At 72.2% G+C, this 23191-nt stretch carries 19 protein-coding genes; 15 read left to right on the top strand and 4 right to left on the bottom strand.

The window, feature by feature from the left end:
- The first annotated feature begins 19 nt into the window (after nt 1-19).
- Nucleotides 20-778, top strand: coding sequence for a proteasome subunit alpha (gene prcA / locus ACFYNS_RS23830; protein ID WP_360295993.1), 759 nt, complete (start codon nt 20-22; stop codon nt 776-778).
- A gap of 193 nt (nt 779-971) precedes the next feature.
- Here the strand turns inward: prcA and ACFYNS_RS23835 are convergent, their stop codons facing one another.
- Complete coding sequence (locus ACFYNS_RS23835; RefSeq protein WP_360295996.1) at nt 972-2246, bottom strand: LacI family DNA-binding transcriptional regulator; 1275 nt, start codon at nt 2244-2246, stop codon at nt 972-974.
- 84 nt (nt 2247-2330) lie between these two features.
- Here ACFYNS_RS23835 and ACFYNS_RS23840 point away from each other — a divergent pair, with 84 nt between their 5' ends.
- The 11 genes from ACFYNS_RS23840 (at nt 2331) to ACFYNS_RS23890 (ending at nt 15252) form a co-directional block, all read left to right on the top strand.
- Nucleotides 2331-3755, top strand: a complete 1425-nt coding sequence (locus ACFYNS_RS23840; protein WP_388604979.1) for an MFS transporter — start codon at nt 2331-2333, stop codon at nt 3753-3755.
- A gap of 9 nt (nt 3756-3764) precedes the next feature.
- Complete coding sequence (pafA, locus tag ACFYNS_RS23845) at nt 3765-5126, top strand: Pup--protein ligase (RefSeq protein WP_360299448.1); 1362 nt, start codon at nt 3765-3767, stop codon at nt 5124-5126.
- A 187-nt stretch (nt 5127-5313) separates the two neighbouring features.
- Nucleotides 5314-6294, top strand: a complete 981-nt coding sequence (locus ACFYNS_RS23850) for an FKBP-type peptidyl-prolyl cis-trans isomerase (RefSeq protein ID WP_388604981.1) — start codon at nt 5314-5316, stop codon at nt 6292-6294.
- Between the two features lie 58 nt (nt 6295-6352).
- On the top strand, nt 6353-6727 hold the full coding sequence (locus ACFYNS_RS23855) for an FKBP-type peptidyl-prolyl cis-trans isomerase (RefSeq protein ID WP_075000434.1): 375 nt from the start codon (nt 6353-6355) through the stop codon (nt 6725-6727).
- Between the two features lie 121 nt (nt 6728-6848).
- Nucleotides 6849-7859: a WYL domain-containing protein gene (locus ACFYNS_RS23860; protein WP_360299453.1), complete on the top strand. Its 1011-nt coding sequence runs from the start codon at nt 6849-6851 to the stop codon at nt 7857-7859.
- Nucleotides 7860-7873: 14 nt separating this feature from the next.
- The gene (locus tag ACFYNS_RS23865; RefSeq protein WP_360299456.1) at nt 7874-8842 is read left to right on the top strand and encodes a WYL domain-containing protein; all 969 of its coding nucleotides are present in this window, start codon (nt 7874-7876) and stop codon (nt 8840-8842) included.
- Nucleotides 8843-8913: 71 nt separating this feature from the next.
- Entirely contained in the window at nt 8914-9156 is a 243-nt protein-coding gene (locus tag ACFYNS_RS23870; protein WP_360299458.1) for a hypothetical protein, read from the top strand.
- A 218-nt stretch (nt 9157-9374) separates the two neighbouring features.
- On the top strand, nt 9375-9659 hold the full coding sequence (gene tatA / locus ACFYNS_RS23875; protein ID WP_360299461.1) for a Sec-independent protein translocase subunit TatA: 285 nt from the start codon (nt 9375-9377) through the stop codon (nt 9657-9659).
- 108 nt (nt 9660-9767) lie between these two features.
- The gene (gene tatC, locus ACFYNS_RS23880) at nt 9768-10730 is read left to right on the top strand and encodes a twin-arginine translocase subunit TatC (RefSeq protein WP_360299463.1); all 963 of its coding nucleotides are present in this window, start codon (nt 9768-9770) and stop codon (nt 10728-10730) included.
- A gap of 153 nt (nt 10731-10883) precedes the next feature.
- Nucleotides 10884-13703, top strand: a complete 2820-nt coding sequence (locus ACFYNS_RS23885; RefSeq protein WP_388604984.1) for a DEAD/DEAH box helicase — start codon at nt 10884-10886, stop codon at nt 13701-13703.
- Nucleotides 13704-14040: 337 nt separating this feature from the next.
- Nucleotides 14041-15252, top strand: a complete 1212-nt coding sequence (locus tag ACFYNS_RS23890) for a phosphatidylinositol-specific phospholipase C1-like protein (RefSeq protein WP_360299468.1) — start codon at nt 14041-14043, stop codon at nt 15250-15252.
- Between the two features lie 67 nt (nt 15253-15319).
- Here ACFYNS_RS23890 and ACFYNS_RS23895 read toward each other — a convergent pair whose 3' ends face one another.
- Together ACFYNS_RS23895 and ACFYNS_RS23900 are read right to left on the bottom strand one after the other, a co-directional pair.
- Nucleotides 15320-16177, bottom strand: coding sequence for a siderophore-interacting protein (locus tag ACFYNS_RS23895; RefSeq protein ID WP_360299471.1), 858 nt, complete (start codon nt 16175-16177; stop codon nt 15320-15322).
- 65 nt (nt 16178-16242) lie between these two features.
- Entirely contained in the window at nt 16243-17148 is a 906-nt protein-coding gene (locus ACFYNS_RS23900) for a 5'-3' exonuclease (protein ID WP_360299477.1), read from the bottom strand.
- Nucleotides 17149-17479: 331 nt separating this feature from the next.
- Between ACFYNS_RS23900 and ACFYNS_RS23905 the strand changes: the two genes are divergently transcribed.
- From ACFYNS_RS23905 to ACFYNS_RS23915, 3 genes are all read left to right on the top strand, one after another.
- Nucleotides 17480-18577 carry a glycine betaine/L-proline ABC transporter ATP-binding protein gene (locus tag ACFYNS_RS23905; RefSeq protein WP_388604986.1) on the top strand — a complete coding sequence of 366 codons (1098 nt, stop codon included), beginning with the start codon at nt 17480-17482 and terminating at the stop codon, nt 18575-18577.
- Entirely contained in the window at nt 18570-21194 is a 2625-nt protein-coding gene (locus tag ACFYNS_RS23910; RefSeq protein ID WP_388604988.1) for an ABC transporter permease/substrate binding protein, read from the top strand. Before ACFYNS_RS23905 ends, ACFYNS_RS23910 begins: the two co-directional genes overlap by 8 nt.
- Before the next feature lie 200 nt (nt 21195-21394).
- Nucleotides 21395-22123, top strand: coding sequence for a helical backbone metal receptor (locus tag ACFYNS_RS23915; protein WP_360303045.1), 729 nt, complete (start codon nt 21395-21397; stop codon nt 22121-22123).
- Here ACFYNS_RS23915 and ACFYNS_RS23920 read toward each other — a convergent pair.
- The gene (locus ACFYNS_RS23920) at nt 22050-23189 is read right to left on the bottom strand and encodes a C4-dicarboxylate ABC transporter (protein WP_360303044.1); all 1140 of its coding nucleotides are present in this window, start codon (nt 23187-23189) and stop codon (nt 22050-22052) included. The genes ACFYNS_RS23915 and ACFYNS_RS23920 overlap by 74 nt on opposite strands.
- Between the last annotated feature and the right edge of the window lie 2 nt (nt 23190-23191).

Genomic DNA, 23191 nt, shown 5'->3' on the forward strand with positions numbered 1-23191 from the left:
AGGAAGGGACGGATAGCCGGTGTCGACGCCGTTCTATGTGTCACCCCAGCAGGCGATGGCGGACCGCGCCGAGTACGCCCGCAAAGGCATCGCGCGCGGACGCAGCGTGGTCGTTTTGCAGTACGCGGACGGCATCGTCTTCGTCGCCGAGAACCCCTCCCGCGCGCTGCACAAGGTCAGCGAGATCTACGACCGGATCGCCTTCGCCGCGGTCGGCAAGTACAACGAGTTCGAGAACCTGCGGATCGGCGGTGTCCGCTACGCCGATCTGCGCGGCTACACCTACGACCGACAGGACGTCACGGCACGCGGGCTGGCCAATGTGTACGCCCAGACCCTGGGCACGATCTTCTCGGCGAACGCGGAGAAGCCCTACGAGGTCGAGCTGATCGTCGCCGAGGTGGGCGCGGCGCCCGAGGACGACCAGATCTACCGCCTGCCGCACGACGGGTCGATCGTCGACGAGCACGGCTCGGTCGCGGTCGGCGGCAACTCGGACCAGATCGGCAGCTACATGGACCAGCGGCACCGGGAGGGAATGTCGCTGGGCGAGGCCCTCAAGCTCGCTGTCGAGGCGCTCAGGCGGGACAGCAACGGCAGCGAGCGGACGCTGACCGCCGAGCAGCTGGAGGTGGCCGTCCTGGACCGCGAGCGCACCCAGCGGCGCAAGTTCAAGCGCGTCCCGGCCGGGCAGGTGGCCCGTCTCCTGGAGGAGACCCCCGCCCCGGAGGCCACCGGCGAGGCGGAGGGCGAAGCCGAGGGCGGCGAGGAGGAGTAGTCCCCGGCCCTGCTCCGCCCCGCGGCCGCCCGGCAGGGTGACCGCGGGGCGGAACAGGGCTGCGCGGGTCTGACCGGGCCGGATCGGCCGAGTCCTGCTGCGCCGCCAGGTCGGGGCGGCCGCGGCACGGGCCCGGACCGCATCCGGGCCCGAGGGGTCCGGAGCGCCGTCCTCCGGCCGGCGGCCGGCCCTGTCACGCGTCCCGGGCGCCGGTACCTGTGCCGGGCGCCTGACGCGGTCCCGTCCGGGACAGGCCAGGGGAGGGAGCGGGGCCGGTGGAACCGCGTGCCACCAGCCGCACCGGCAGCCGCACGGCTTCCGGCTCCCGCCCCTCCAGGATGTCCAGCAGGGTCCGCATGCCCGCGGCTCCCACCCGTTCGGCGGGCAACCGGACGGTCGTCAGCTCCGGTTCCACGGCGGTCGCCAGGGCCAGGTCGTCGAATCCGGTCACCGAGAGGTCCTCCGGCACCCGCAGCCCGAGCCGCCGCGCGGCCTTCAGGGCTCCCGCGGCCAGCAGATCGTCGTCGCACACCAGTGCCGTAGGCGGTCCGTCCGCGCCGCCCCCGCGGGCCGGGCTGCTTCCGTCCGCCGCAGCGTCGTGACGGGCGACGCTGCCGTCCGCCGCGCCGCCCCGGTGCGCCGTCAGTGCCCGGGTCGCCGCTTCCAGGCCGTCCGGCACGCCGAGCGCCGCATGCTCCGTGCGCACCAGGGTGGCGCCGCCCGCGGCCAGCTCCTCGTGCAGCGCCCGCGCCCGTTCCGCGAAGGTCCAGGAGTCCACGTCGGCGGCGATGTGGGCGATCCTGCGGTGGCCGAGTCCGAGCAGGTGGGCCACCACCTGCCGCATGCCGTCGGCCAGGTCGACGTTGACGGTGGCGTCGCAGGTCCGCTCGTCGCTGTCCAGCATCACCACGGGCAGTCCTTCGCCGCGCAGCGCCGCGAGGGCCTCGGGGGCCATGGAGGAGGCGATGACGCCGTCGAGTGCGGTGCGGGCCGAGGCGAAGGGGTCGGGGGCGGTGTCGACTCCCTCGGGGGAGGGGTAGAGGACGATGCCGAAGTCGTGGGCTCCGGCGACTTCGGCCGCTCCGCGGTGCACGGTGGCGAAGAACTCGTTGGTCAGCGCCGGTACCACCAGGAGCGCGGTGCGGGTGCGGCCGAGGCGCAGGGTGCGCGCTGCCAGGTTGGGGCGGTAGCCGAGCTCGCGGGCCGCGGCCCGGACGGCCTCGGCGGTCCGGGCGGACACTCTGCCCTCCCATTTGCCGCCGAGCACCAGCGAGACCGTGGCCTGCGAGACGCCTGCCGCACCGGCGACGTCGTGTCCGGTGGGCCGGTTCCGGCCCGGGCCCCGGTCCGCGGTCGGCCGCTCCGCGGCGTCCCGGTCGGGTGCGCCGCGGCGGGAGGCGCCGCGTCCCGCCGCGGGGCGCCCTCCGGTGCCGCGCTCGCGGCCGGCGGCCGACTGCTGTCCTGGCACGGAAAACTCCTTCACCGCTGCTGCCTGGGCATGGTACGTATAGCGCGGTAGTTATACGTAAAACTGGAGCGAGGGGTGGGGCGGATGGCGACGGGTTACGCCGATGTGCTGCGGGCCAGACACGCGATGCGGCTGCTGGCCGGGACACTGGTGGGCAGGCTGCCGAACGCCACGGGACCGATCGCCATCGCGCTGTTCGTCCGCGCCGAGGGCGGCAGCATGGCCCTCGCGGGGGCGCTGTCGGCGGGCTACGGCCTCGCCACCGCGTTCGGGCAGCCGATGCTGGGGCGGCTGGTGGACCTGTTCGGGCAGCCGCGCGTGATGCTGCCCGCCGCGGCGGCGTCCGCCGCGGGCGCCGGCACGCTTGCACTGGCGGGTACCGGCTCGCTGCCGCTCGCCCTCGGCTGCGTGCTCGTCTTCGGCCTGTTCACCCCGCCCCTGGAGGGCGGGCTGCGGGCGCTGTGGCCCAGTGTGCTGCGGCGCCAGGAGCAGGTGCACACCGCCTACGCGCTGGACGCGGTCGCCCAGGAGGTGATGTTCGCGGTGGGCCCGCTGCTGGTGACGCTGCTGGTCGCCGGATGGAGCGAGGCCGCGGCGCTGCTGGTGGTCAACGGACTGGGGCTGCTGGGCGCCGTCTCGGTGGTCCTCTCACCGCCGTCCCGCCGCTGGCGCTCCGCACCGCGCAAGCCGCACTGGCTGGGGGCGCTGCGCTCGCCGGGGCTGAAGGTGCTGCTGGCCTCGTTCTTCTTCGTGGGGCTGGCGCTGGGGACCTTCGCGCTGGCCGCGGTCTCCTACGCAGACGACCGCTCCGACAAGCTGATCTCCACCTATCTGCTGGCGGCCCAGGGCACGGGAGCGCTCGTGGGCGGGATCAGCTACGGCGCCCGCGGCTGGCCGGGCAGCCACGAGGGGCGGCTGCGGGTGCTGGTGGGCCTCTTCGCGCTGGGCAACCTGCCGCTGGCGCTGGTGCCGGGGCTTCCGGTGATGGCGGTGCTGGGCGCGCTCTCCGGGCTCTTCCTGGCCCCGTCCCTGGCGTGCGCCTTCGTGGTGGTGGACCGGCACGCTCCGTCGGGGACGGTGACCGAGGCGTTCTCCTGGCTGGTGACGACGTTCGGGGTGGGTGCCGCGGCGGGCACGGCCGCGGTCGGCCCGGTCATCGAGTGGGGCGGCACGGGGGCGGGCTTCGCGCTGGCCGGGGCCGGCGGGGTGGCGGCGGTGGCCGTCGTCGTGGCGGCGCGGCGGTTCCTGGCACCCCCGCAGGGGGCGCCGTCCGCTGGTGCGGTGGCGTCTGGCGGTGCGGTGGCGTCCGGCGGGGCGCCTGCCGCTTCCGCGGCGGCGCGGCCGGCCGACCCGGTGGCCGCACCGGCACGGCTGGGCGCGGACCCGCACAGCGGGGCCCGGACGGGGGAGTCGCGTCCCGCGGGCGCGCCTGCGGAACGCCTGCCAGGTGCGGAAACTGATCGGAACGGCTGCGGCGAACCCGGTTTCAGATCCTTCCCGCAGGCGTAATGTTCAGGCATGGACCGCCGAATCTTCGGGCTGGAGAACGAGTACGGCGTCACATGTACGTTCCGGGGCCAGCGCCGGCTGTCCCCCGACGAGGTGGCGCGGTACCTCTTCCGCCGTGTTGTGTCATGGGGCCGCAGCAGCAATGTGTTTCTGCGGAACGGCGCGCGCCTCTACCTGGACGTGGGCTCGCACCCGGAGTACGCCACTCCGGAGTGCGACAACGTGACCGAGTTGGTCACGCACGACAAGTCGGGTGAGCGCATTCTCGAGGGCCTCCTCGTCGATGCCGAGCGCCGGCTGCACGAGGAGGGGATCGCGGGCGACGTCTATCTCTTCAAGAACAACACCGACTCGGCCGGCAACTCCTACGGATGTCACGAGAACTATCTGGTGGCCCGGCACGGAGAGTTCTCCCGGCTCGCCGACGTGCTCATCCCGTTCCTGGTGACGCGGCAGCTGGTGTGCGGCGCGGGCAAGGTGCTGCAGACTCCGCGCGGTGCGGTCTACTGCGTCAGCCAGCGTGCCGAGCACATCTGGGAGGGCGTCAGCTCGGCGACCACCCGCTCGCGGCCGATCATCAACACCCGGGACGAGCCGCACGCGGACGCCGAGCGGTACCGCAGGCTGCACGTGATCGTCGGCGACTCCAACATGTCGGAGACGACGATGCTGCTCAAGGTCGGCGCCACCGACCTGGTGCTGCGCATGATCGAAGCGGGCACGGTGATGCGGGACCTGACGCTGGAGAACCCGATCCGGGCGATCCGCGAGGTCAGCCACGACATCACGGGCCAGCGCAAGGTGCGGCTGGCCAGTGGCCGGGAGGCGTCCGCGCTGGAGGTCCAGCAGGAGTACTTCGACAAGGCGCTGGACTTCTGCGACCGGCGCGGTATCCGCACCGGCCGGGTCGAGCAGGTGCTGGAGCTGTGGGGGCGGGCCCTGGAGGCGGTGCGCACCCAGGAGCTGGACAAGGTCAACACTGAGATCGACTGGGTGATGAAGTACCAGCTCATCGAGCGGTACCGGAACAAGAACAACATCACCATGTCGCACCCGCGGATCGCGCAGATAGATCTCGCCTACCACGACATCCACCGCCGCCGCGGCCTCTACTACCTGCTGGAGCGCAGTGGCAGGGCCGCCCGGATCTGTGACGACGTCAAGATCTTCGAGGGCAAGTCGGTGCCGCCGCAGACCACCCGTGCCCGGCTGCGCGGCGACTTCATCCGCAGGGCCCAGGAGCAGCGCCGGGACTTCACCGTCGACTGGGTGCATCTCAAGCTGAACGACCAGGCGCAGCGCACGGTGCTGTGCAAGGACCCGTTCAGGTCGGTGGACGAGCGGGTGGAGAAGCTGATCGCGGGCATGTGACGGTTGCCCGGTGCGTCGGCCGGACGTGTCGCCGAGGGCGGTCCCGTGCGACGGGGCCGCCCTCGGCGTGTGTCAGCGTGAGTTGACCATCGGCGTGCGGTGCCGTGTCGTGGGCGGTGGCGCCCTCGTTGCTGGGTCGTAGGCTGTCATCTCCGCAGGACCATCCCTATACCCGTGAGTGGGACTCATGTTGTATTTCTCCGGGGGCTCGACCCCCCGTACCCCGCGAGCCTTCCGGACCCCGCGCGCCGCGCGTCGTACCGCCGCTCTCCTGGTCGTTCCGCTGCTGGCCGTGTCGGCGGCGGCCTGCGGGGGTGACGACAGCTCCTCCGACTCCAAGGGCAGCCCGCCGGCGGTGAGCGGATCCTGGGGGAAGAAGCCCAAGATCGAAAAGGGCGAGGGCGACCCGCCCTCCGACCTGAAGACCAAGGTGCTCAAGAGCGGCGACGGGCAGAAGGTGCGCAAGGGCGACGCCGTCAGCGCGCACTACGTGGGCCAGCTGTGGAACGGCGACGAGTTCGACAGCAGTTGGAAGCGGAAGATGCCCGCCACCTTCCAGATCGGTACCGGCAAGGTCATCAAGGGCTGGGACGAGGCGCTGGTCGGCAGGAAGACCGGCAGCCGCGTCGAGATCGTCGCCCCGCCGGACAAGGCGTACGGCAAGAAGGGGCAGCCGCCGACGATCCCCGGCAACTCCACGCTGGTCTTCGTCGTCGACCTGGAGAAGATCGCGCCCAGCGAGATCGACGGCAAGCCGGTGGACAAGCCGCAGAACCCGCAGCTTCCCGAGGTGAGCACCAAGGTCGAGAAGAACAAGGCCCCCTCGATCAAGATGCCGGAGGGCAAGGACTCGGCGCCGGACAAACTGGTCAGCGAGACCATCGTGCAGGGCAGCGGCAAGGAGGTCGGTGCGGACAGCACGATCCTGACCCACTTCACGGCCAAGGCGTGGAAGGGCGGCAAGCAGCTGGACGACACCTGGGCGCAGAACGGCGCGCCGCAGGAGATCCCCGTCGCCCAGATCCCGGGCTGGAAGGAAGGGCTCAAGGGCGTCAAGGCGGGCAGCCGCGTGGTGATCTCGGTGCCGCAGGACGAGTTCCCCAAGGAGCAGCGCAAGCAGTTCAAGGACGGGGTCGTTTTCTCGGTGGACGTGCTCGACGTGAAGTGACCGCGTCCGTGGCAGACTGGCGCGGTTGTCCCGCAGATACGTTCGTAGGAGCAATTTCGTGAGCATCGACAAGCCCGAGGTCGACTTCCCCGAGGGCGAGCCGCCGTCCGACCTGGAGATCCAGGACCTGTGGGAGGGCGACGGTCCCGAGGCCAAGGCCGGGGACAACGTCTCCGTGCACTACGTGGGCGTCTCCTTCTCCACCGGTGAGGAGTTCGACGCGAGCTGGAACCGCGGCAAGCCGCTCCAGTTCCAGCTCGGCGCCGGCCAGGTCATCGACGGCTGGGACAAGGGCGTCCAGGGCATGAAGGTCGGCGGCCGCCGTCGGCTGACCATCCCCGCGCACCTCGCCTACGGCGAGCGCGGCGCGGGCGGTGGCCGGATCAAGCCGGGCGAGACGCTGATCTTCGTCTGCGACCTCGTGTCGGTCTGACGACGCCCAGCATGCCCGACGGGAGCCCCGCCGACCGCGGGGCTCCCGGCTTTTGCCTCGCGCCGCGCCGGCGGTACGGTCGAGGGTCCAGAACAGCATCAGAGAGGGCACGAGGGAACCCATGGCGATTGCCAAGGCCGAGCGGCTGATGAATCTGGCGCTGTGCCTGCTGGGGGCCCGCCGCCCACTCACCAAGCGCGAGCTGCGCGCTTCCATCGAGGCCTACGTCGAGGCCTTCGGCTCGGGCTCGGCATCCGGCCCCGGGGAGGGGTCCACCGGGACCGAGGAGTCCTTCAGCCGGATGTTCGAGCGCGACAAGGACGATCTGCGCGAGCTGGGCCTGGTCATCGACACCGTCGACAATCTCGACGGGGAGACCGGCTATGTCGCCCGCCGGGACAGCAACCGGCTGCCGCCCATCATCCTGGACGCCGCCGAGGCCACCGCGCTCGGTCTCGCGGCCCGGGTCTGGCAGCAGGCCCGCCTCGCCGCCGCGGCCAGCGGGGCCCTGCAGAAGCTGCACGCCGCCGGCGGGATGCCGCCCGGCGCACTGCCCGAGCAGGGCGGGGAGCGGCAGCTCAGCACTCTGGAGCCGCACATTCCCGCACGGGAGGCCGCGTTCGAGCCGCTGATGCTGGCCTGCCGCGACCGCCGCCCCGTCGTCTTCGACTACCGCAAGTCCAACGCCGCCAGGTCCGAGAAGCGCCAGGTCGAGCCCTGGACTCTGGAGTGCTGGCGCGGGCACTGGTATCTGGCCGGCTGGGACCGGGAGCGGCAGGCCGAGCGGGTCTTCCGGCTCTCGCGGATCACCGGCCCGGTCCGCTCCCGGACCGGGGCCTTCACCGCGCCGGTACCCGATCAGGTGACGGTGCGCGAGACCGTCGAGCGCTGGGCGGGGGAGGGCGCCACCAGCACGGCCCGCGTCAGGCTGCGCGCCGGTGCGGGCTATCCGCTGCGCTCCCGCGCCCTGCACACCCGGGAACTCGGCGACGGCTGGGACGAGTTGGAGATCCCGTACGGGCACGGGCTGGACGCCTGGCTGGTGGAGTTCGGACCGGACGTGGTCGTGCTGGAGCCCGCCGAGCTGCGCGCGGACGTGATCGACCGGCTGCGCGCCGTGGCGCAGGGCTGAGGGAGGAGCGGAACATGGCGGTCAACGCCATCGATCAGACCCGCAGGATGCTGTCGCTGGTCACCTACCTCAGGGACCGGCCGGGCGCCCGGGTCGAGGAGGTGGCCCGCGCCTTCGGGATCTCCGACGACGAGCTGATCTCCGACCTGAACGTGCTGCCCATGTGCGGCACCAGCTTCCGCGGCGGGGACCTGCTGGAGATCGACACCGACGGGGAGCGCATCTGGTGGCGCAACTCCGAGGCGCTGGGCAGCGACACGGCGCAGCCCCTCCGGCTCGCCGCCGACGAGGCGACGGCACTGCTGGTCGCGGCCCGTGCCGTGGCCACGCTGCCGGGGCTGCGGGAGAGCGACCGGGAGGCGCTGCAGCGGGCCACCGCCAAGCTGGAGACGGCGGCGGGGGAGAGCGCGGGCGCCAGCTCGCGGCTCTCGGTCACCTTCGAGTCGGAGGGCGGTGTCTTCGCCGACGTGGACCGGGCCATCGCCGAGCGCCGCCGGCTGTGGATCCGGTACTACTCGCCTGCCCGGGACGAGCTGACCGAGCGCGAGGTGGACCCGATCCGGCTGTTCGCCGTCGGCCACACCTATGTCGAGGCGTGGTGCCGGCTCTCCGAGGCGCGGCGCACCTTCCGGCTGGACCGGGTCGCCGAGATCAAGCTGCTGGACGAGCGCTCCGACCCGCCGCCGATAGAGCCGCGTGATCTCAGTGCCGGTCTGGTGCAGCCCGCGGCCACGGATCCGGAGGTCGTGGTGGAGGTCGGCCCCGGTGGGCGCTGGGTCGCGGAGTACTACCCGCACGACAGTGCCGAGGAGCTGGCCGACGGTGGCCTGCGCATCACACTGCGCACCCCCGACCCCGCTTCGCTGCGGCGGCTGGCGCTCCGCCTGGGTGCGGACGGCCGCATCACGGCCCCGGAGGAGCTTGCCCGCAGTGCGCGGGAGGCGGCGCGGGAGGCGCTGGCCGCCTACGGGGCCGGCGCGTAGGCCGCCGGCGCCCCCCGGGAGCCGGGAGTGCCGGGCTGAGCGGGCGGCACCGGGGGCACTAGGCTGGCCGCATGCTCTGGCCGATGTTCTTCCTGGCGCTCGCTTTCTGCGGGATCGCCGTGCTCGGGGTGCTCGCCGTACGGGTGGGGCTGGAGGTGCGGCGCTTCTCCCGGGCTGTCGGCGACAGCTCCGAACGGATCACGCAGGCGGCGGAGAGCCTGGAGCGGGCGGCGGTGCCGCTGGCCGCGCGCACCGGCCGGGAGACGGCGCCCGGTCGCGCCCCCGGCCGTACACAAGGGCAGAACGAGACATAGCCGACGTACGGCCGGTCTCCGGCTCCGGATCCGGGAGCGGTAGGCTGCCAGGTGCCGCGTCGACGAGCGCCTCAGTACGCAAGCGGGCGGATGCACGGGGATTGCCTGGCGTTCACTCCGCAGGGTTACGATCGATGTCGGCACGTCCGCACGATGCAGCCAGTCCGATTCATCCGGCAGGCACGGAACACGCCGCCCCGGCGAGAAGGTAGTGGCACATGATCGCAGGTTTGAGGCCCATGGAGATCGTCCTGATCCTCCTTGTCATCCTGCTGCTGTTCGGCGCCAAGAAGCTCCCGGACATGGCCCGTTCGCTCGGCAAGTCGGCCCGGATCCTCAAGAGCGAAGCCAAGCAGATGAAGAAGGAAGGCTCCTCCGACGGCGAGGCGGACAAGTCGGGAGAGACGCAGCAGTCGGCCCCGCGGACAATCCAGGCCGCCCCCGGCGACGTCGCGACCTCGCGCCCCGTCGCCGAACCGGCGGACCAGCCCAAGCAGAGCTGAGCAGCCCGGCCGCACCACCGGCCGTGTCCGCCGTCCGCTCCGTGGCACACCGAGCCGCGGCGGCGGCCCGGCAGGCCGTAACCGACACTTCGAGACCGAGGACGAGGGTTGCTCAAGTCCGCCCGGAACCAGGGTAAGCAGCAGAAGGACCCCGAGGGGCGGATGCCTCTGGCGGACCACCTGCGGGAGCTGCGCAACCGTCTGATGAAGTCGGTGCTGGCCATCCTCGTCGTCACCATCGTGGCGATGGTGTATTACAAGCAGATCGCCGATTTCCTGATGGATCCGGTACGGGATTCGGTCGGCTGCACCAAGGGCTTCGGCGAGACCGCGGCGGAAGGCGAGACCTGCGCCGAGATCACCATCAACGGCCTGATCGCGCCCTTCACGATCATGCTGAAGGTGGCGCTGACCACGGGCGTCGTCATCGCCTCCCCGGTCTGGCTCTACCAGCTGTGGGGCTTCCTCGCCCCCGGTCTGCACCGCCACGAGAAGCGCTACGCGCGCTCCTTCGTGGCCGCCGGTGTGCCGCTCTTCCTCGCGGGCGCCTTCCTGGCCTACGTGCTGCTGCCCAAGGCCGCCAAGACGCTGCTCGACTTCTCCCCGGAGAACACGGGCAACCTCATCCCGCTGGACGACTTCCTCGACATCGTCACCAGGCTGGTCATCGTCTTCGGCCTCGCCTTCGAGCTGCCGCTGCTGCTCGTGCTCCTCAACTTCGGCGGGGTGCTGACCGGCAAGCGGCTGCTGGGCTGGTGGCGGGGGATGGTCGTGGGCATCACCGTCTTCGCGGCGGTCGCCACCCCGACCGGTGACCCGCTGACGATGTGCGCGCTGGCGGCCCCCATCGTGCTGCTGTACTTCAGCGCCGTGGGCATCAGCCTCTTCAACGACCGCCGCCGCGGCCGCCGCAACCCCGACGCCGGGCTCGACGACGAGGAGGCGGCCCCGCTGGACCTGACGCCGGAGGCCATCGGCACCGCCGAGGGCCTGCCCGGACCGCGCCACGACGGCGAGGACCGCCGGGACGGCGGCGGGCGCGCGCCCGGCGGCTTCGACGACGCCACCTGAGCGAGTCCGTCGCCGGGTCCGGCCCATCCCGCACCCCGGCCCGCTGCGCGGGCCGTCAGCGAGGTGCCCGCACCTCGCTGACCACGGGATTCGCCGCGGGGGCCGGTAAAGATCGTGAGTCTGTCGGAGTCGGCCGGTAGGCTCGTAGACACGATGACCGAGGATCTGTCCCCCGCGGAGCGGTACGTGGCGGCGCGCGAGCGTGCCGCCGAGCAGGCCACCGCTCTCGCGCCCTTCCGTGACCTGTACGACTTCGCTCTGGATCCCTTCCAGATCGAGGCGTGCCAAGCCCTCGAAGCGGGAAAGGGTGTGCTGGTCGCAGCGCCGACCGGCTCCGGCAAGACCATCGTGGGCGAGTTCGCCGTCCACCTGGCCCTCACCCAGGGCCGCAAGTGCTTCTACACGACTCCCATCAAGGCGCTGTCGAACCAGAAGTTCAACGACCTGGTCAAGCGGTACGGAGCCGCCAAGGTCGGACTGCTGACCGGTGACAACAGCGTCAACTCCGAGGCGCCGATCGTCGTGATGACGACCGAGGTGCTGCGGAACATGCTCTACGCGGGCTCGAAGTCCCTGCTGGGCCTGGGCTACGTGGTCATGGACGAGGTGCACTACCTCTCGGACCGCTTCCGGGGCGCCGTCTGGGAAGAGGTGATCATCCACCTCCCCGAGTCGGTCACCCTGGTCTCGCTCTCGGCCACCGTCTCCAACGCGGAGGAGTTCGGCGACTGGCTGGACACCGTCCGCGGCGACACCCAGGTGATCGTCTCCGAGGAGCGCCCGGTGCCGCTGTGGCAGCACGTGCTGGCCGGCCGCCGGATGTACGACCTGTTCGAGGAGTCGGGCGACAAGCGCGAGGTCAACCCCGACCTGATGCGGATGGCCCGGATGGAGAACAGCCGGGTGGGAGGCGGCCGCGACCGGCGCCGGGGCGGACGCCCCCAGCGGGAGGCCGACCGCGAGCGGGAGCGCCGGCAGCGGGCCCGGATCTGGACGCCGGGCCGGCCCGAGGTGATCGACCGGCTGGACTCGGAAGGGCTGCTCCCGGCCATCACCTTCATCTTCAGCCGGGCGGGGTGCGAGGCCGCCGTCCAGCAGTGCCTCTACTCGGGTCTGCGGCTGAACGACAACGCGGCGCGCGGCCGGGTCCGGGAGATCGTCGAGGAGCGCACCGCCGACATCCCGGACAAGGATCTGCACGTCCTGGGCTACTTCGAGTGGCTGGAGGGCCTGGAGCGGGGCATCGCGGCGCACCACGCGGGCATGCTGCCCACCTTCAAGGAGGTGGTCGAGGAGCTGTTCGTGCGCGGCCTGGTCAAGGCCGTCTTCGCCACCGAGACACTCGCCCTGGGCATCAACATGCCGGCCCGCTCGGTGGTGCTGGAGAAGCTGGTCAAGTGGAACGGCGAGCAGCACGCCGACATCACCCCCGGTGAGTTCACCCAGCTCACCGGGCGTGCGGGGCGGCGCGGCATCGACATCGAGGGGCATGCCGTGGTGCTGTGGCAGCGCGGCATGGACCCCGCCGCGCTGGCGGGTCTGGCCGGTGCGCGCACCTATCCGCTGCGCTCGTCGTTCAAGCCGTCGTACAACATGGCCGTCAATCTCGTCGCGCAGTTCGGCAGGCACCGTTCGCGCGAGCTGCTGGAGACGTCCTTCGCGCAGTTCCAGGCCGACCGCTCGGTGGTCGGCATCTCCCGGCAGGTGCAGAAGAACGAGGAGGGCATGGCGGGCTACCGCGCCTCCATGACCTGCCATCTGGGGGACTTCGAGGAGTACGCGCGGCTGCGCCGGGAGCTGAAGGACCGCGAGACGGAGCTGGCCAAGCAGGGCGCCAACCAGCGCCGGGCGCAGGCCGCGGCGGCCCTGGAGAAGCTGAGGCCGGGTGACGTCATCCATGTGCCCACCGGGAAGTACGCGGGGCTGGCGCTGGTGCTGGACGCCGGGGTGAGTGGCGGCCGCGGGTCGGGCGCGCGCAGGGGGTACGACGGGAGCACCGGCCAGGAGGGGCCGCGGCCGCTCGTCCTGACGGCGCAGCGGCAGGTCAAACGGCTCGGTCCGATCGACTTCCCGGTGCCCGTCGAGCCGCTGGAGCGGATGCGCATCCCCAAGTCCTTCAACGCGCGCAGTCCGCAGTCCCGCCGGGACCTGGCCTCCGCGCTGCGCAGCAAGGCGGGCCACTATGTGCCCGAGCGGCACCGCAGGCAGCGCTCGGCCGCCGCCGACGACCCGGAGATCGAGCGGCTGCGCACGGAGATCCGCCGGCACCCCTGCCACGGCTGCGACGAGCGGGAGGACCACGCCCGGTGGGCCGAGCGCTACACCCGGCTGCGCCGCGACACCCGCCAGCTGGAGCGCCGCATCGAGGGCCGTACGAACACCATCGCCCGCACCTTCGACCGGGTGTACGCGCTGCTCTCCGAGCTCGGCTATCTCTCCGGCGACGAGGTCACCGACGACGGCCGGGTGCTGGCCCGGCTCTACGGCGAACTCGACCTGCTCGCGTCGGAGTGCCTGCGCGAGGGCGTGTGGGAGGGGCTGCCCCCCGCCGAGCTGGCCGCCTGCGTCTCCGCGCTGGTGTTCGAGGCCCGCAGCAACGACGATGCGCTGCCTCCCAAGCTCCCCGGCGGCCGGGCCCGTGCCGCGCTGGGGGAGATGGTGCGGATCTGGGGGCGGCTGGACGCGCTGGAGGAGGAGCACCGGATCACCGCCACGGAGGGCGTCGGCCAACGCGAGCCCGACCTGGGCTTCGCCTGGGCGGCTTTCCGCTGGGCGGACGGCTACGGCCTCGACGATGTGCTGCGCGAGGCCGACATGCCCGCCGGTGACTTCGTGCGCTGGTGCAAGCAGGTCATCGACGTCCTGGGCCAGTTGGCCGCCGCGGCGCCGGACGGCGGCACGGTGACCCGGAACGCGCGCAGGGCCATCGAGGGCATGCTGCGCGGCGTGGTGGCGTACACCAGCGTGCGCTGACGGCTGACGGCTGACGGCTGGCGGCCGGCCGCTCGCCGCGAGCCCGGGGCCGGCTGTCCGCGCTGTCCGCGGACACAGGGGAGTTCCCTTCTCCGGGGTGCCACGCTTTCGCGGAACGGGCGCCCCGGAGAAGGCCGTGCCTCCGCGGAGCGCCGCCCCGGTCCTAGCGCTCCGCCGAACTGCGCCCGGACGAGGCGGTGTTGACGGGCGGGCCCGGGGGCGGGATGTTCAGGCGTGCGTCAACCGGCGGGCACCGGGCGGCCGCACGGGCCCGGCAGGCTCCGTCCGGCGCGCGTGTCCCGCGCGCTTCCCGTACCCGACAGGGGGCTCAGTGCGTATGAGCAGCACCCGATCCCGAGCCGGATCCGCGATCCGCCGCTGGATCTGCGCCATGACCGCCGTCGCCGCCGTCGCGGCGCTCACCTCCACCTCCGCCGCGGCCCAGCCGGACAGTGCCGCCGGACGGGGCGGTCACCGCGATCCGGCCGGGAACCTGCGGCTGACCCAGCTCCAGGCCATGGCCACGCACAACAGCTATCACCGCGAGACGACCTCGCTCGCCGAGCAGAACCTGATGTCCCGCTACGACCCCAACTGGCAGAACCTGCTCTACAGCCACTCCTCGCTGCCCGAGCAGTTCGCCCGGCAGCGGGCCCGCGGCATCGAACTCGACGTCTTCCCCGACCCCGAGGGCGGCCTCTACGCCGATCCGCTGCTGCGCAAGCGGGCCGGACTGCCGCCGCTGGACGACCCGGAGCTGCGGAAGCCAGGCTTCAAGGTGCTGCACTGGGCGGACTTCGACTACCGCTCGACCTGCGCCACCCTGCGCAGCTGCCTGCGCCGGGTCAAGCAGTGGTCCGACAGCCGCCCCGGTCATGTCGCGGTACCGATCCTGCTGGAACTCAAGCAGACCGACCCGCGGCTGGAGGAGCAGGGCGGCGCCGAGAGCCCGCCCTGGGACACGGCGATGCTCGACGCGCTGGACGAGGAGATCCGGTCCGTCTTCCCCGACGAGGCGACGCTGACGCCGGACGACATCCGGCGCCCCGGGAGCACGCTGGAGCAGTCGGTGCTCCGGCACGGTTGGCCCAAGGTGCGTGAGACCCGGGGGCAGGTCATGTTCTTCATGGACAACGACGGCCGGGAGATCCAGGACGCCTACCGGGCCGGAGGGCGCGAGAGCCTGCAGGGGCGGGTGTTGTTCACCGACTCCGAGCCGGGCCGGCCCGACGCCGCCTTCATGAAAGTGAACGACCCCACCGGCGGGGGCAAGGCCGTCATCCGCGACCTGGTGCGGCGCGGGTTCTATGTCCGGACCCGCTCGGACGTGCCGCTGGAGCAGGCGCGCAGCGGCAGCACCGGGATGCTGCGCGACGCGCTCTCGTCGGGCGCGCAGATGGTGAGCACCGACTTCCCGGTCCCCGGCCTGGCCGCCCGGTACGGTTCCGACTACGTGGCCGAGTTGCCGGGGCCGCGGGACCGTGCCGTGCGGTGCAATCCCGTGACGGGGCCGCGGCACTGCCCCAGGGGGCCGCTGGAGCCGCGCTGACCCCCCGTCCGCGGGCGGCTCCGCTGTGCGGCGGCCCCGGTGGGGCGTCACGCGCGCGTGGCCGTCCTCATGCGGCGGGGCGCTGCTCCTGCTCGGCCTCGACGCGGGCGTTCCACTCCTTCTTCGACGCCTGCCAGTTGTCCTCGTCGGCGCCGAGCCGCCAGTAGCCGGAGATGGAGAGCTGTTCGCGCGCGACGCCTCGCTCCAGCCGCAGATGGCCGCGGAGTTCCTTGACGAACCCGGCCTCCCCGTGGACGAACGCCTGCACCTGGCCCGGTGGGAACTCCAGGGCGCGGACGGCCGCGACGAGTCGTTCGCCCAGAGGAGCCGGGCCCCGGTGCAGCCAGTGCACCTCGGCGCCGGGCGGTGCCTCCAGCGGCTGCTCCTCCTGGGCTTCGGCGACCTCGATGAAGGCTCTGACCGGGACGCCGGACGGCATCCGGGCGAGGGAGGCCGCGATGGCGGGCAGCGCGCTCTCGTCGCCGGCCAGCAGATGCCAGTCGGCTTCCGGCGCGGGCGCGTAGGCGCCGCCGGGCCCCAGGAAGCGGATCTCGTCGCCTGCGGCGGCGGAGGCGGCCCAGGGGCCGGCCAGTCCCTCGTCGCCGTGCACGACGAAGTCGACGGTCATCTCCCGCGCGGCCGGGTCCCAGGCGCGCACGGTGTAGGTGCGCATTGCGGGCCACTGGGAGCGCGGCAGTTCGGAGCGGATCTGCGCGATGTCGAAGGGCTCCGGGTACTGCACGTCGGGGACCGGGAAGAGCAGTTTGATGTAGTGGTCGGTGTACTCACCGGCCGGGAAACCCGCAAGGGAGTCGCCGCCGAGCACCACGCGCACCATGTGCGGCGTCAGTCGCTCGGTGCGGACCACGCGCGCGTGGTGGAGCTGCGGCTTCTTGCGGGCTGGACGGGCCGGGCTTTCGGGCACGGGGCCTCCCTGGACACAGAGTAACTTAGGTATACCTAAGCTAGCAGATCGGCCTCCGGGGCGGATCAGTCCGCCAGGACCTCCAGCAGCCGCCGCAGCGAGCCGCCCAGCCCCCAGCGCTCGGCCAGTTGCTCCAGCAGCTCCGGGTCGCGCGGGCTGCGCGGCAGGGAGAGGTCGGCGTCCGGGAGGGCGACGTCCCGGGCCACCCGCACCACGGTGGGCGCGACGTCCAGATAGTCGGCGGCCTCCGCGAACTTGGTGCGCTGGGCGGGGGTGAGCCGGGAGACCGGGTCGGCCGCCGCGGCGCGGATGCCCGCCAGGTCGCCGTACTCGGCCAGCAGTTTGGCGGCCGTCTTCTCGCCGACGCCGCGGACCCCGGGCAGTCCGTCGCTGGGGTCGCCGCGCAGCACCGCCAGGTCGGCGTACCCCCTTCCGTCGACCCCGTACTTGGCGCGCAGGGCCGCGTCGTCGTAGGCGTCCAGGCTGCCGACGCCCTTGACGGGGTAGAGCACCCGCACGGCGCGCGCGTCGTCGACGAGCTGGAAGAGGTCGCGGTCGCCGGTGACGACGTCGACGGGGCCGGTGGCGCGGGTGGCGAGGGTGCCGATCACGTCGTCCGCCTCGTACTCCGCGGCGCCGAGCCGGGCCACTCCGATCGCGTCCAGCACCTGCTCGATCACCGGCACCTGCGGGCCCAGGGTGTCGGGGGTCTCCTCCTGGTCCGGGCCGCCCGGGACCTCCTCGGCGACGCGGTGCGCCTTGTAGGAGGGGATCAGCTCCACCCGCCACGCGGGGCGCCAGTCGGCGTCCATACAGGCGGCCAGCGCGGCGGGGCGGTGGTCCTGGACGAGTCTGGCGATGAAGTCGAGCAGGCCGCGTACCGCGTTGACGGGGGTTCCGTCCGGCGCGCGGACGGTGTCCGGGACGCCGAAGTACGCGCGGAAGTAGAGCGAGGCGGTGTCCAGGAGCATCAGCCTGCGGCCGTTCGCGGTGTGTCCTGTCCCGGTGTGCGCTGCGTTCGCTGTGGTGGTCACGAGCCGATGATGCCGTACCGGACCGACAGGTGGCGCCGGGTGGTCGCGCGCTGGGCCCGAGTGTCACTCGGGTCGCTTTTCCACCCCTTTGGACGCCGTGGGGAGCGGGAGGGCCGATTCGGGGTCACGCTCATGGAGCAGGACGAGTCCGACAAAAGTTTCATGTGCGGTTCATCTTTCTGGTGCGTCGGTTGCAGCGATCTACAGCGCTCCATGGCGAGACGGATGGCAGGCCGGGGTAACTGTTGTCGCAGTCAAGAGGGTGAATGTGTCCAGGCTGAGAGCCGAACACCTGTACAAGGTGTTCGGGAGACAAGCGGATGAGGCCGTGGCCCGGCTGCGCGCCGACGCGGACCGCGAGGAGCTGCGGGCCGAAGGCACGGTCGCCGCGGTGATCGACGCCTCCTTCGAGGTGGCGGAAGGGCAGGTATTCGTCGTCATGGGCCTCTCCGGCTCGGGCAAGTCGACGCTGCTGCGGATGCTCAACGGCCTGCTGGTCCCCACCTCGGGACGGGTCCTGTTCGACGGCGAGGACCTGACCGCGCTCGGCCCGCGCGAGCTGCGCGGGCTGCGCTCCCACCGGATCAGCATGGTCTTCCAGCACTTCGCGCTCTTCCCGCACCGCAGCGTGCTGGAGAACGCCGCCTACGGTCTGCGGGTGCAGGGCGTCCCGGGCGAGGAACTGGAACAGCGCGCCACCGAGGCCCTGCACCTGGCCGGGCTCCAGGGCTGGGAGCACTCCTGGCCCGACGAGCTGTCCGGTGGCATGCAGCAGCGCGTCGGGCTCGCCCGCGCGCTGGCCACCGACGCCGACCTGCTGCTCATGGACGAGTCCTTCAGCGCGCTGGACCCGCTGATCCGCCGCGACATGCAGGACCAGCTGCTGCAGCTGCAGCAGTCGCTGCGCAAGACCATCGTCTTCATCACCCACGACCTGAACGAGGCCATGCGTGTCGGCGACCGCATCGCGATGATGCGCGACGGCCGGATCGTGCAGATCGGTACCGCGGAGGACATCCTGTTGCGGCCCGCCACCGAGTACGTCGCCTCCTTCACCCAGGACGTGGACCGCTCCCGGGTGCTGACCGCGGGCGCGATCATGCGGGAGGCGGACGGCGGCGGGGCGGCCCCGCCCGACGGCGGTCCGCCGAGCGCCGTCGTCCCGACGGTCACGGCCGAGACGCCGCTGGCCGAACTGTTCACCCCGTTCTCCACCAGCGAGCACCCGCTGACCGTCACGGACGGGTCCGGCACCCCCGTGGGTGTCGTCGACCGCGAGCTGCTGCTCGCCGCACTGGCCGAGGAGCCGCGGGTGGAGTCGCCCCCCGCAGAGGAGGATGGGAACGGGGTGAGCGCGGATGCCTGAATTCCATCCGGGCAACTGGGCCGAGAGCGCGGTCGACTGGCTCCAGACCCATCTGAGCTGGCTGTTCGACGCCATCAACACGGTGCTGACCGGCCTCTACGACGGCATCAACATGATCCTCGGCAGCGTCGAGCCGCTGCTGCTGGCCGGGATCTTCGCCGTCATCGCCTTCTGGCTGCGCGGACTCCTCGCGGGCGTCGTCGCCTTCGCCGGCTTCGTGCTGGTCGACTCCTTCGGACTGTGGGACGACGCGATGTCCACGCTGTCGCTCGTCCTGGCCGCCGCGGTCATCACCATCTTCTTCGCGGTACCGATCGGCATCCTGGCGGCGCGCAAGAAGGCGGTCAGCGCCGCTGTGCGCCCGGTGCTCGACGTGATGCAGACGATGCCCGCCTTCGTCTACCTCATCCCCGGCGTGATCTTCTTCTCCGTCGGCACCACTCCCGGGCTGCTGGCGACGATCATCTTCGCGATGCCGCCGGGCGTCCGGATGACCGAGCTGGGCATCCGGCAGGTCGACAGCGAGCTGGTGGAGGCCGCCGACGCGTTCGGCACCGGTCCCCGGCAGACCCTCACCCGGGTGCAGTTCCCGCTCGCGCTGCCGACCGTGATGGCCGGGATCAACCAGGTCATCATGCTGGCCCTGTCGATGGTCGTCATCGCCGGTCTGGCCGGAGCACCGGGGCTCGGGGAGCGCATCTACGCCGCCGTCACCCAGGTCCAGATCGGCCTCGGCGTCGAGGCGGGCATCGCCGTCGTCATCCTCGCCATCTACCTGGACCGGATGACCGGTGCCCTGAGCATGCGCGTCTCGCCGCTCGGCCGCCGCGCCGCGGCCCGGACCACCGCCATGATGGGCCGGATGCGGTTCGTCCGCTACCGGCCGAGCACGCTCGCCGCGCTCGCCGGCGTCCTGGCACTGGCGCTGGCGGCGGGCGGGCTGAGCCTGGCCGAGTCCGGCTCCTCCGCGCCGTCCGCCGGTGGCACCGACGTGGGCAAGGGCAAGCAGCTGAAGATGGGGTACATCCCGTGGGACGAGGCCATCGCCACCTCCTATCTGTGGAAGGAGGCGCTGGAGCAGCGCGGCTACCGTCCCCAGCTCAAGCAGCTCGACCCGGGCCCGCTCTACACCTCCCTCGCGCAGGGCGAGACCGACTTCCAGACGGACGCCTGGCTGCCCACCACGCACCAGCAGTACTGGGACAAGTACGGCTCCGAGCTGGAGAAGCTGGGCTCCTGGTACGGCCCCACCTCGCTGGAGCTGACCGTGCCCTCCTACGTCAAGGGGGTGCGGTCCCTGGCGGACCTCAAGGGGCGCGGCAAGGAGTTCGACGGGAAGATCATCGGGATCGAGTCCAGCGCGGGCGAGATGAAGATCCTCAAGGACAAGGTCCTCAAGGCGTACGGCCTGGAGGGTGAGTACAAGGTGGTCTCCTCCGGCACCTCCTCGATGCTGGCCGAGCTGAAGCGCTCCATCCAGCAGAAGCAGCCGGTCGTCGTCACGCTCTGGTCCCCGCACTGGGCGTACGCCAAATACGATCTGACCAAGCTCAAGGACCCCAAGGGTGCCTTCGGCAAGGGGGAGAAGCTCTACAACGTCGCCCGCAAGGGCTTTGCCCAGGACGACCCGGTCGTGGCCCGCTGGCTGAAGAACTTCCATCTGACGGAGCAGCAGCTCACCTCGCTGGAGACGGCGATCCAGGACGCCTCCAAGGGCCAGGAGCAGCAGGCCGCCGCCAAGTGGCTGAACGCCCGCCCGGGGTTCCTGGACAAGATGGTGCCGGTGCCCGGCGGTGAGAAGAAGCGGGGCAAGGACGCGGGGAAGTCGGTCAGCATGGCCTACTTCCCCTGGGACGAGGCGGTCGCGACCACCTACCTGTGGGAGAACATCCTGGAGGACCGCGGCTACAAGCCGAAGGTCGAGCAGCTCGACCCCGGTCCGCTGTTCACCGCCATGGCGCAGGGCCGGATCGACGTCCAGACGGACGCCTGGCTGCCCACGACCCACGAGCAGTACTGGCGCAAGTACCGGGACAGACTCACCGACGTCGGCTCCTGGTACGGCCCCACCTCGCTGGAGCTGTCCGTGCCGTCCTACGTCAAGGGCGTCGACTCGCTGGCGGATCTCAAGGGGCGCGGCAAGGAGTTCGACGGGAAGATCATCGGGATCGAGTCCAGCGCGGGCGAGATGAAGATCCTCAAGGACAAGGTCCTCAAGGCGTACGGCCTGGAGGGCGAGTACAAGGTGGTCTCCTCCAGCACCTCCTCCATGCTCTCGGCCGTGGACCGCGCTGTGGCGCGGAAGAAGCCGGTGCTGGCCACCACCTGGACGCCGCACTGGGTCTACAGCACGTATCCGATGAAGAAGCTCAAGGACCCCAAGAGCGCCTGGGGCAAGGGCGACCACATTCACGTCACCGCGCGGAAGGGGTTCAAGGAGGACTTCCCCGAGCTGTACGGCTGGCTGAAGGATTTCACGATGTCCGAGCAGGACCTCGGCTCCCTGGAGGCGGCCGTCCAGAAGGGCGGCAAGGGCAAGGGCAAGGAGAAGAAGTCCGCCCGCAAGTGGCTGGACGCCCACCCGGGTCTGGAGGACGAGCTGGCGCCCGTCGAGTGAGGGGGCGCCGGTCGGAGGGGTGCCGCTGGTGCGGGTCCCCGGCCCCCGGTCCCGGGCCCCCGGTCCCCGGTCCCCGGTCCGGCGCACCCGGCGTCCGGGCGCGCCGCCGGACCGGTGGCGTAGGCCGTCGGCCCGCTGAGGCAGCGGGGCGGGCCCCAAGGGGTGGGAGCCGGCCGGAGCCGCGGCATAGGGTGCTGCACATGCCGTGCAGGTCCGTTGTCTCGCTCGTGCCGTCCCTCACCGAGGCGGTGGCGGCCACCGCTCCCGAACTCCTGGTCGGGGCCACCGACTGGTGCTCACACCCCGGGGACCTGGCCGTCACCCGCGTGCGCGGCACCAAGAACCCGGACGTTCCGGCCATCGCAGGACTGGCTCCGGACCTGGTGCTCGCCAACGAGGAGGAGAACCGGCCCGCGGATCTGCGGGCCCTGCGGGAGGCCGGGCTGCGGGTCCTGGTGACCGAGGTGCGGACGCTGGAGCAGGGCTTCGCGGAACTGCACCGGGTGCTCACCGAGGGCTGTGGGCTCTCCCGCCCGGCCTGGCTCGACGAGGCCGAGGAGGCCTGGGCCCGGGCACGGGCCGAGTTCGACGTCCGCGCGGTCGTACCGGTGTGGCGCAAGCCGTGGATGGTGCTGGGCCGGGACACCTTCGCCGGTGATCTGCTGGCCCACCTCGGGGTGCGCAACCGCTACGCCGGGCACGAGGAGCGCTATCCGCGGGTGCCGCTCGCGGAGCTGTCCGCGCCGGGGCGTGCCGAGGTGGTCGTCCTGCCGGACGAGCCCTACCGGTTCACCGCCGAGGACGGGCCCGAGGCGTTTCCGGGGACTCCGGCCGCGCTGTGCAGCGGCCGCCACCTCACCTGGTACGGGCCGTCGCTGGTGCGGGCGCCGCAGGTGCTCGGTGCGGCGCTGCGAGCAGCGCTCCGCTGAGCAGTCCGCGCACCGTCCCGGTGGCGGCGGCCGCCCAGGCGGCCGTCAGCAGGGCGTAGAGGCCCACCGCCAGCCAGCCGAACGCGGCCGCTCCGGTGTGCCGCCACACCGCCGCGGCTCCCGTGACACAGGTGCCGACCGGGAAGGTGAACGCCCACCACGTCAGTGAGAAGGCCATGCCCCGGCGTGCGGCGCGCACCACCAGCGCCGAGGACAGCGCGAGCCACAGCAGCGCGAAGCCGAGCACCGGTACGCCGTAGAGCACCGACAGCGCACCGAACGTGCCCGGCTGCGCGTCCGCGAGGTTGCCGAGCGCGGTCGTGGACTGCCCCAGCGGCCCGAGCACCAGGAAGAGCGAGGGCGTCAGCGCCGCGGGCAGCGGGCCGTGGTGCAGCAGCCGGGAGAGGATCAGCGGCAGGAACAGCAGCGTCGCCAGCAGGCTCGCACCGAAGAGCGCGAAGGAGCCCAGCAGCAGGGTCTGCCGTGCCGGGCCCGCGGGCAGGTGTGCGGCCAGCGGCGGGCCGAGCGCGGCGGAGACCATCGGGGCCACCACCGGCAGCAGCCAGGCCGGGGCGGCGCTGCCCTGCTCCACCCGGTGCCGGGTGATCATCAGATACGGCACGGCCACTGCGGTGACCAGCCCGACCGCCGTCCCGGACGTCCACAGCGCCGCGTCGAGCCCGGCGGCCCCCGGTATGTCCAGTGCCGACGCGCCGCCGCCGACCGCCAGCAGCGCCATCGCCAGGCAGCCGTGGAACGGGGCGACGGCGGGGTCGAGCAGGTGGGCGCGGGCCCGGTCGCGGTGGCGCAGCCAGTGCGCTCCGCGGGCCACCAGCAGGACCGCCAGTGCTGCTGCGGCCAGTGCCCAGACGCCGTCCAGCAGGGCGCGCGGTGGATGCAGCGGCAGCACCGTTCCGGCGGTGGCCACGATGGCGGTCCCCATCACCGCCGCGTACCAGTTCGGGCCCAGGGCACGCAGCCGCGGCCCGGGCGGGGGCCCCGCGGCTGCCGGTGGTGCGGAGGCGGGGGCGTCGGTGCCGGTGGTCGCGTGCGCGGGTGCGGTCATGC

The sequence above is a fragment of the Streptomyces sp. NPDC006925 genome, assembly GCF_042869575.1.
Lineage (GTDB): Bacteria > Actinomycetota > Actinomycetes > Streptomycetales > Streptomycetaceae > Streptomyces.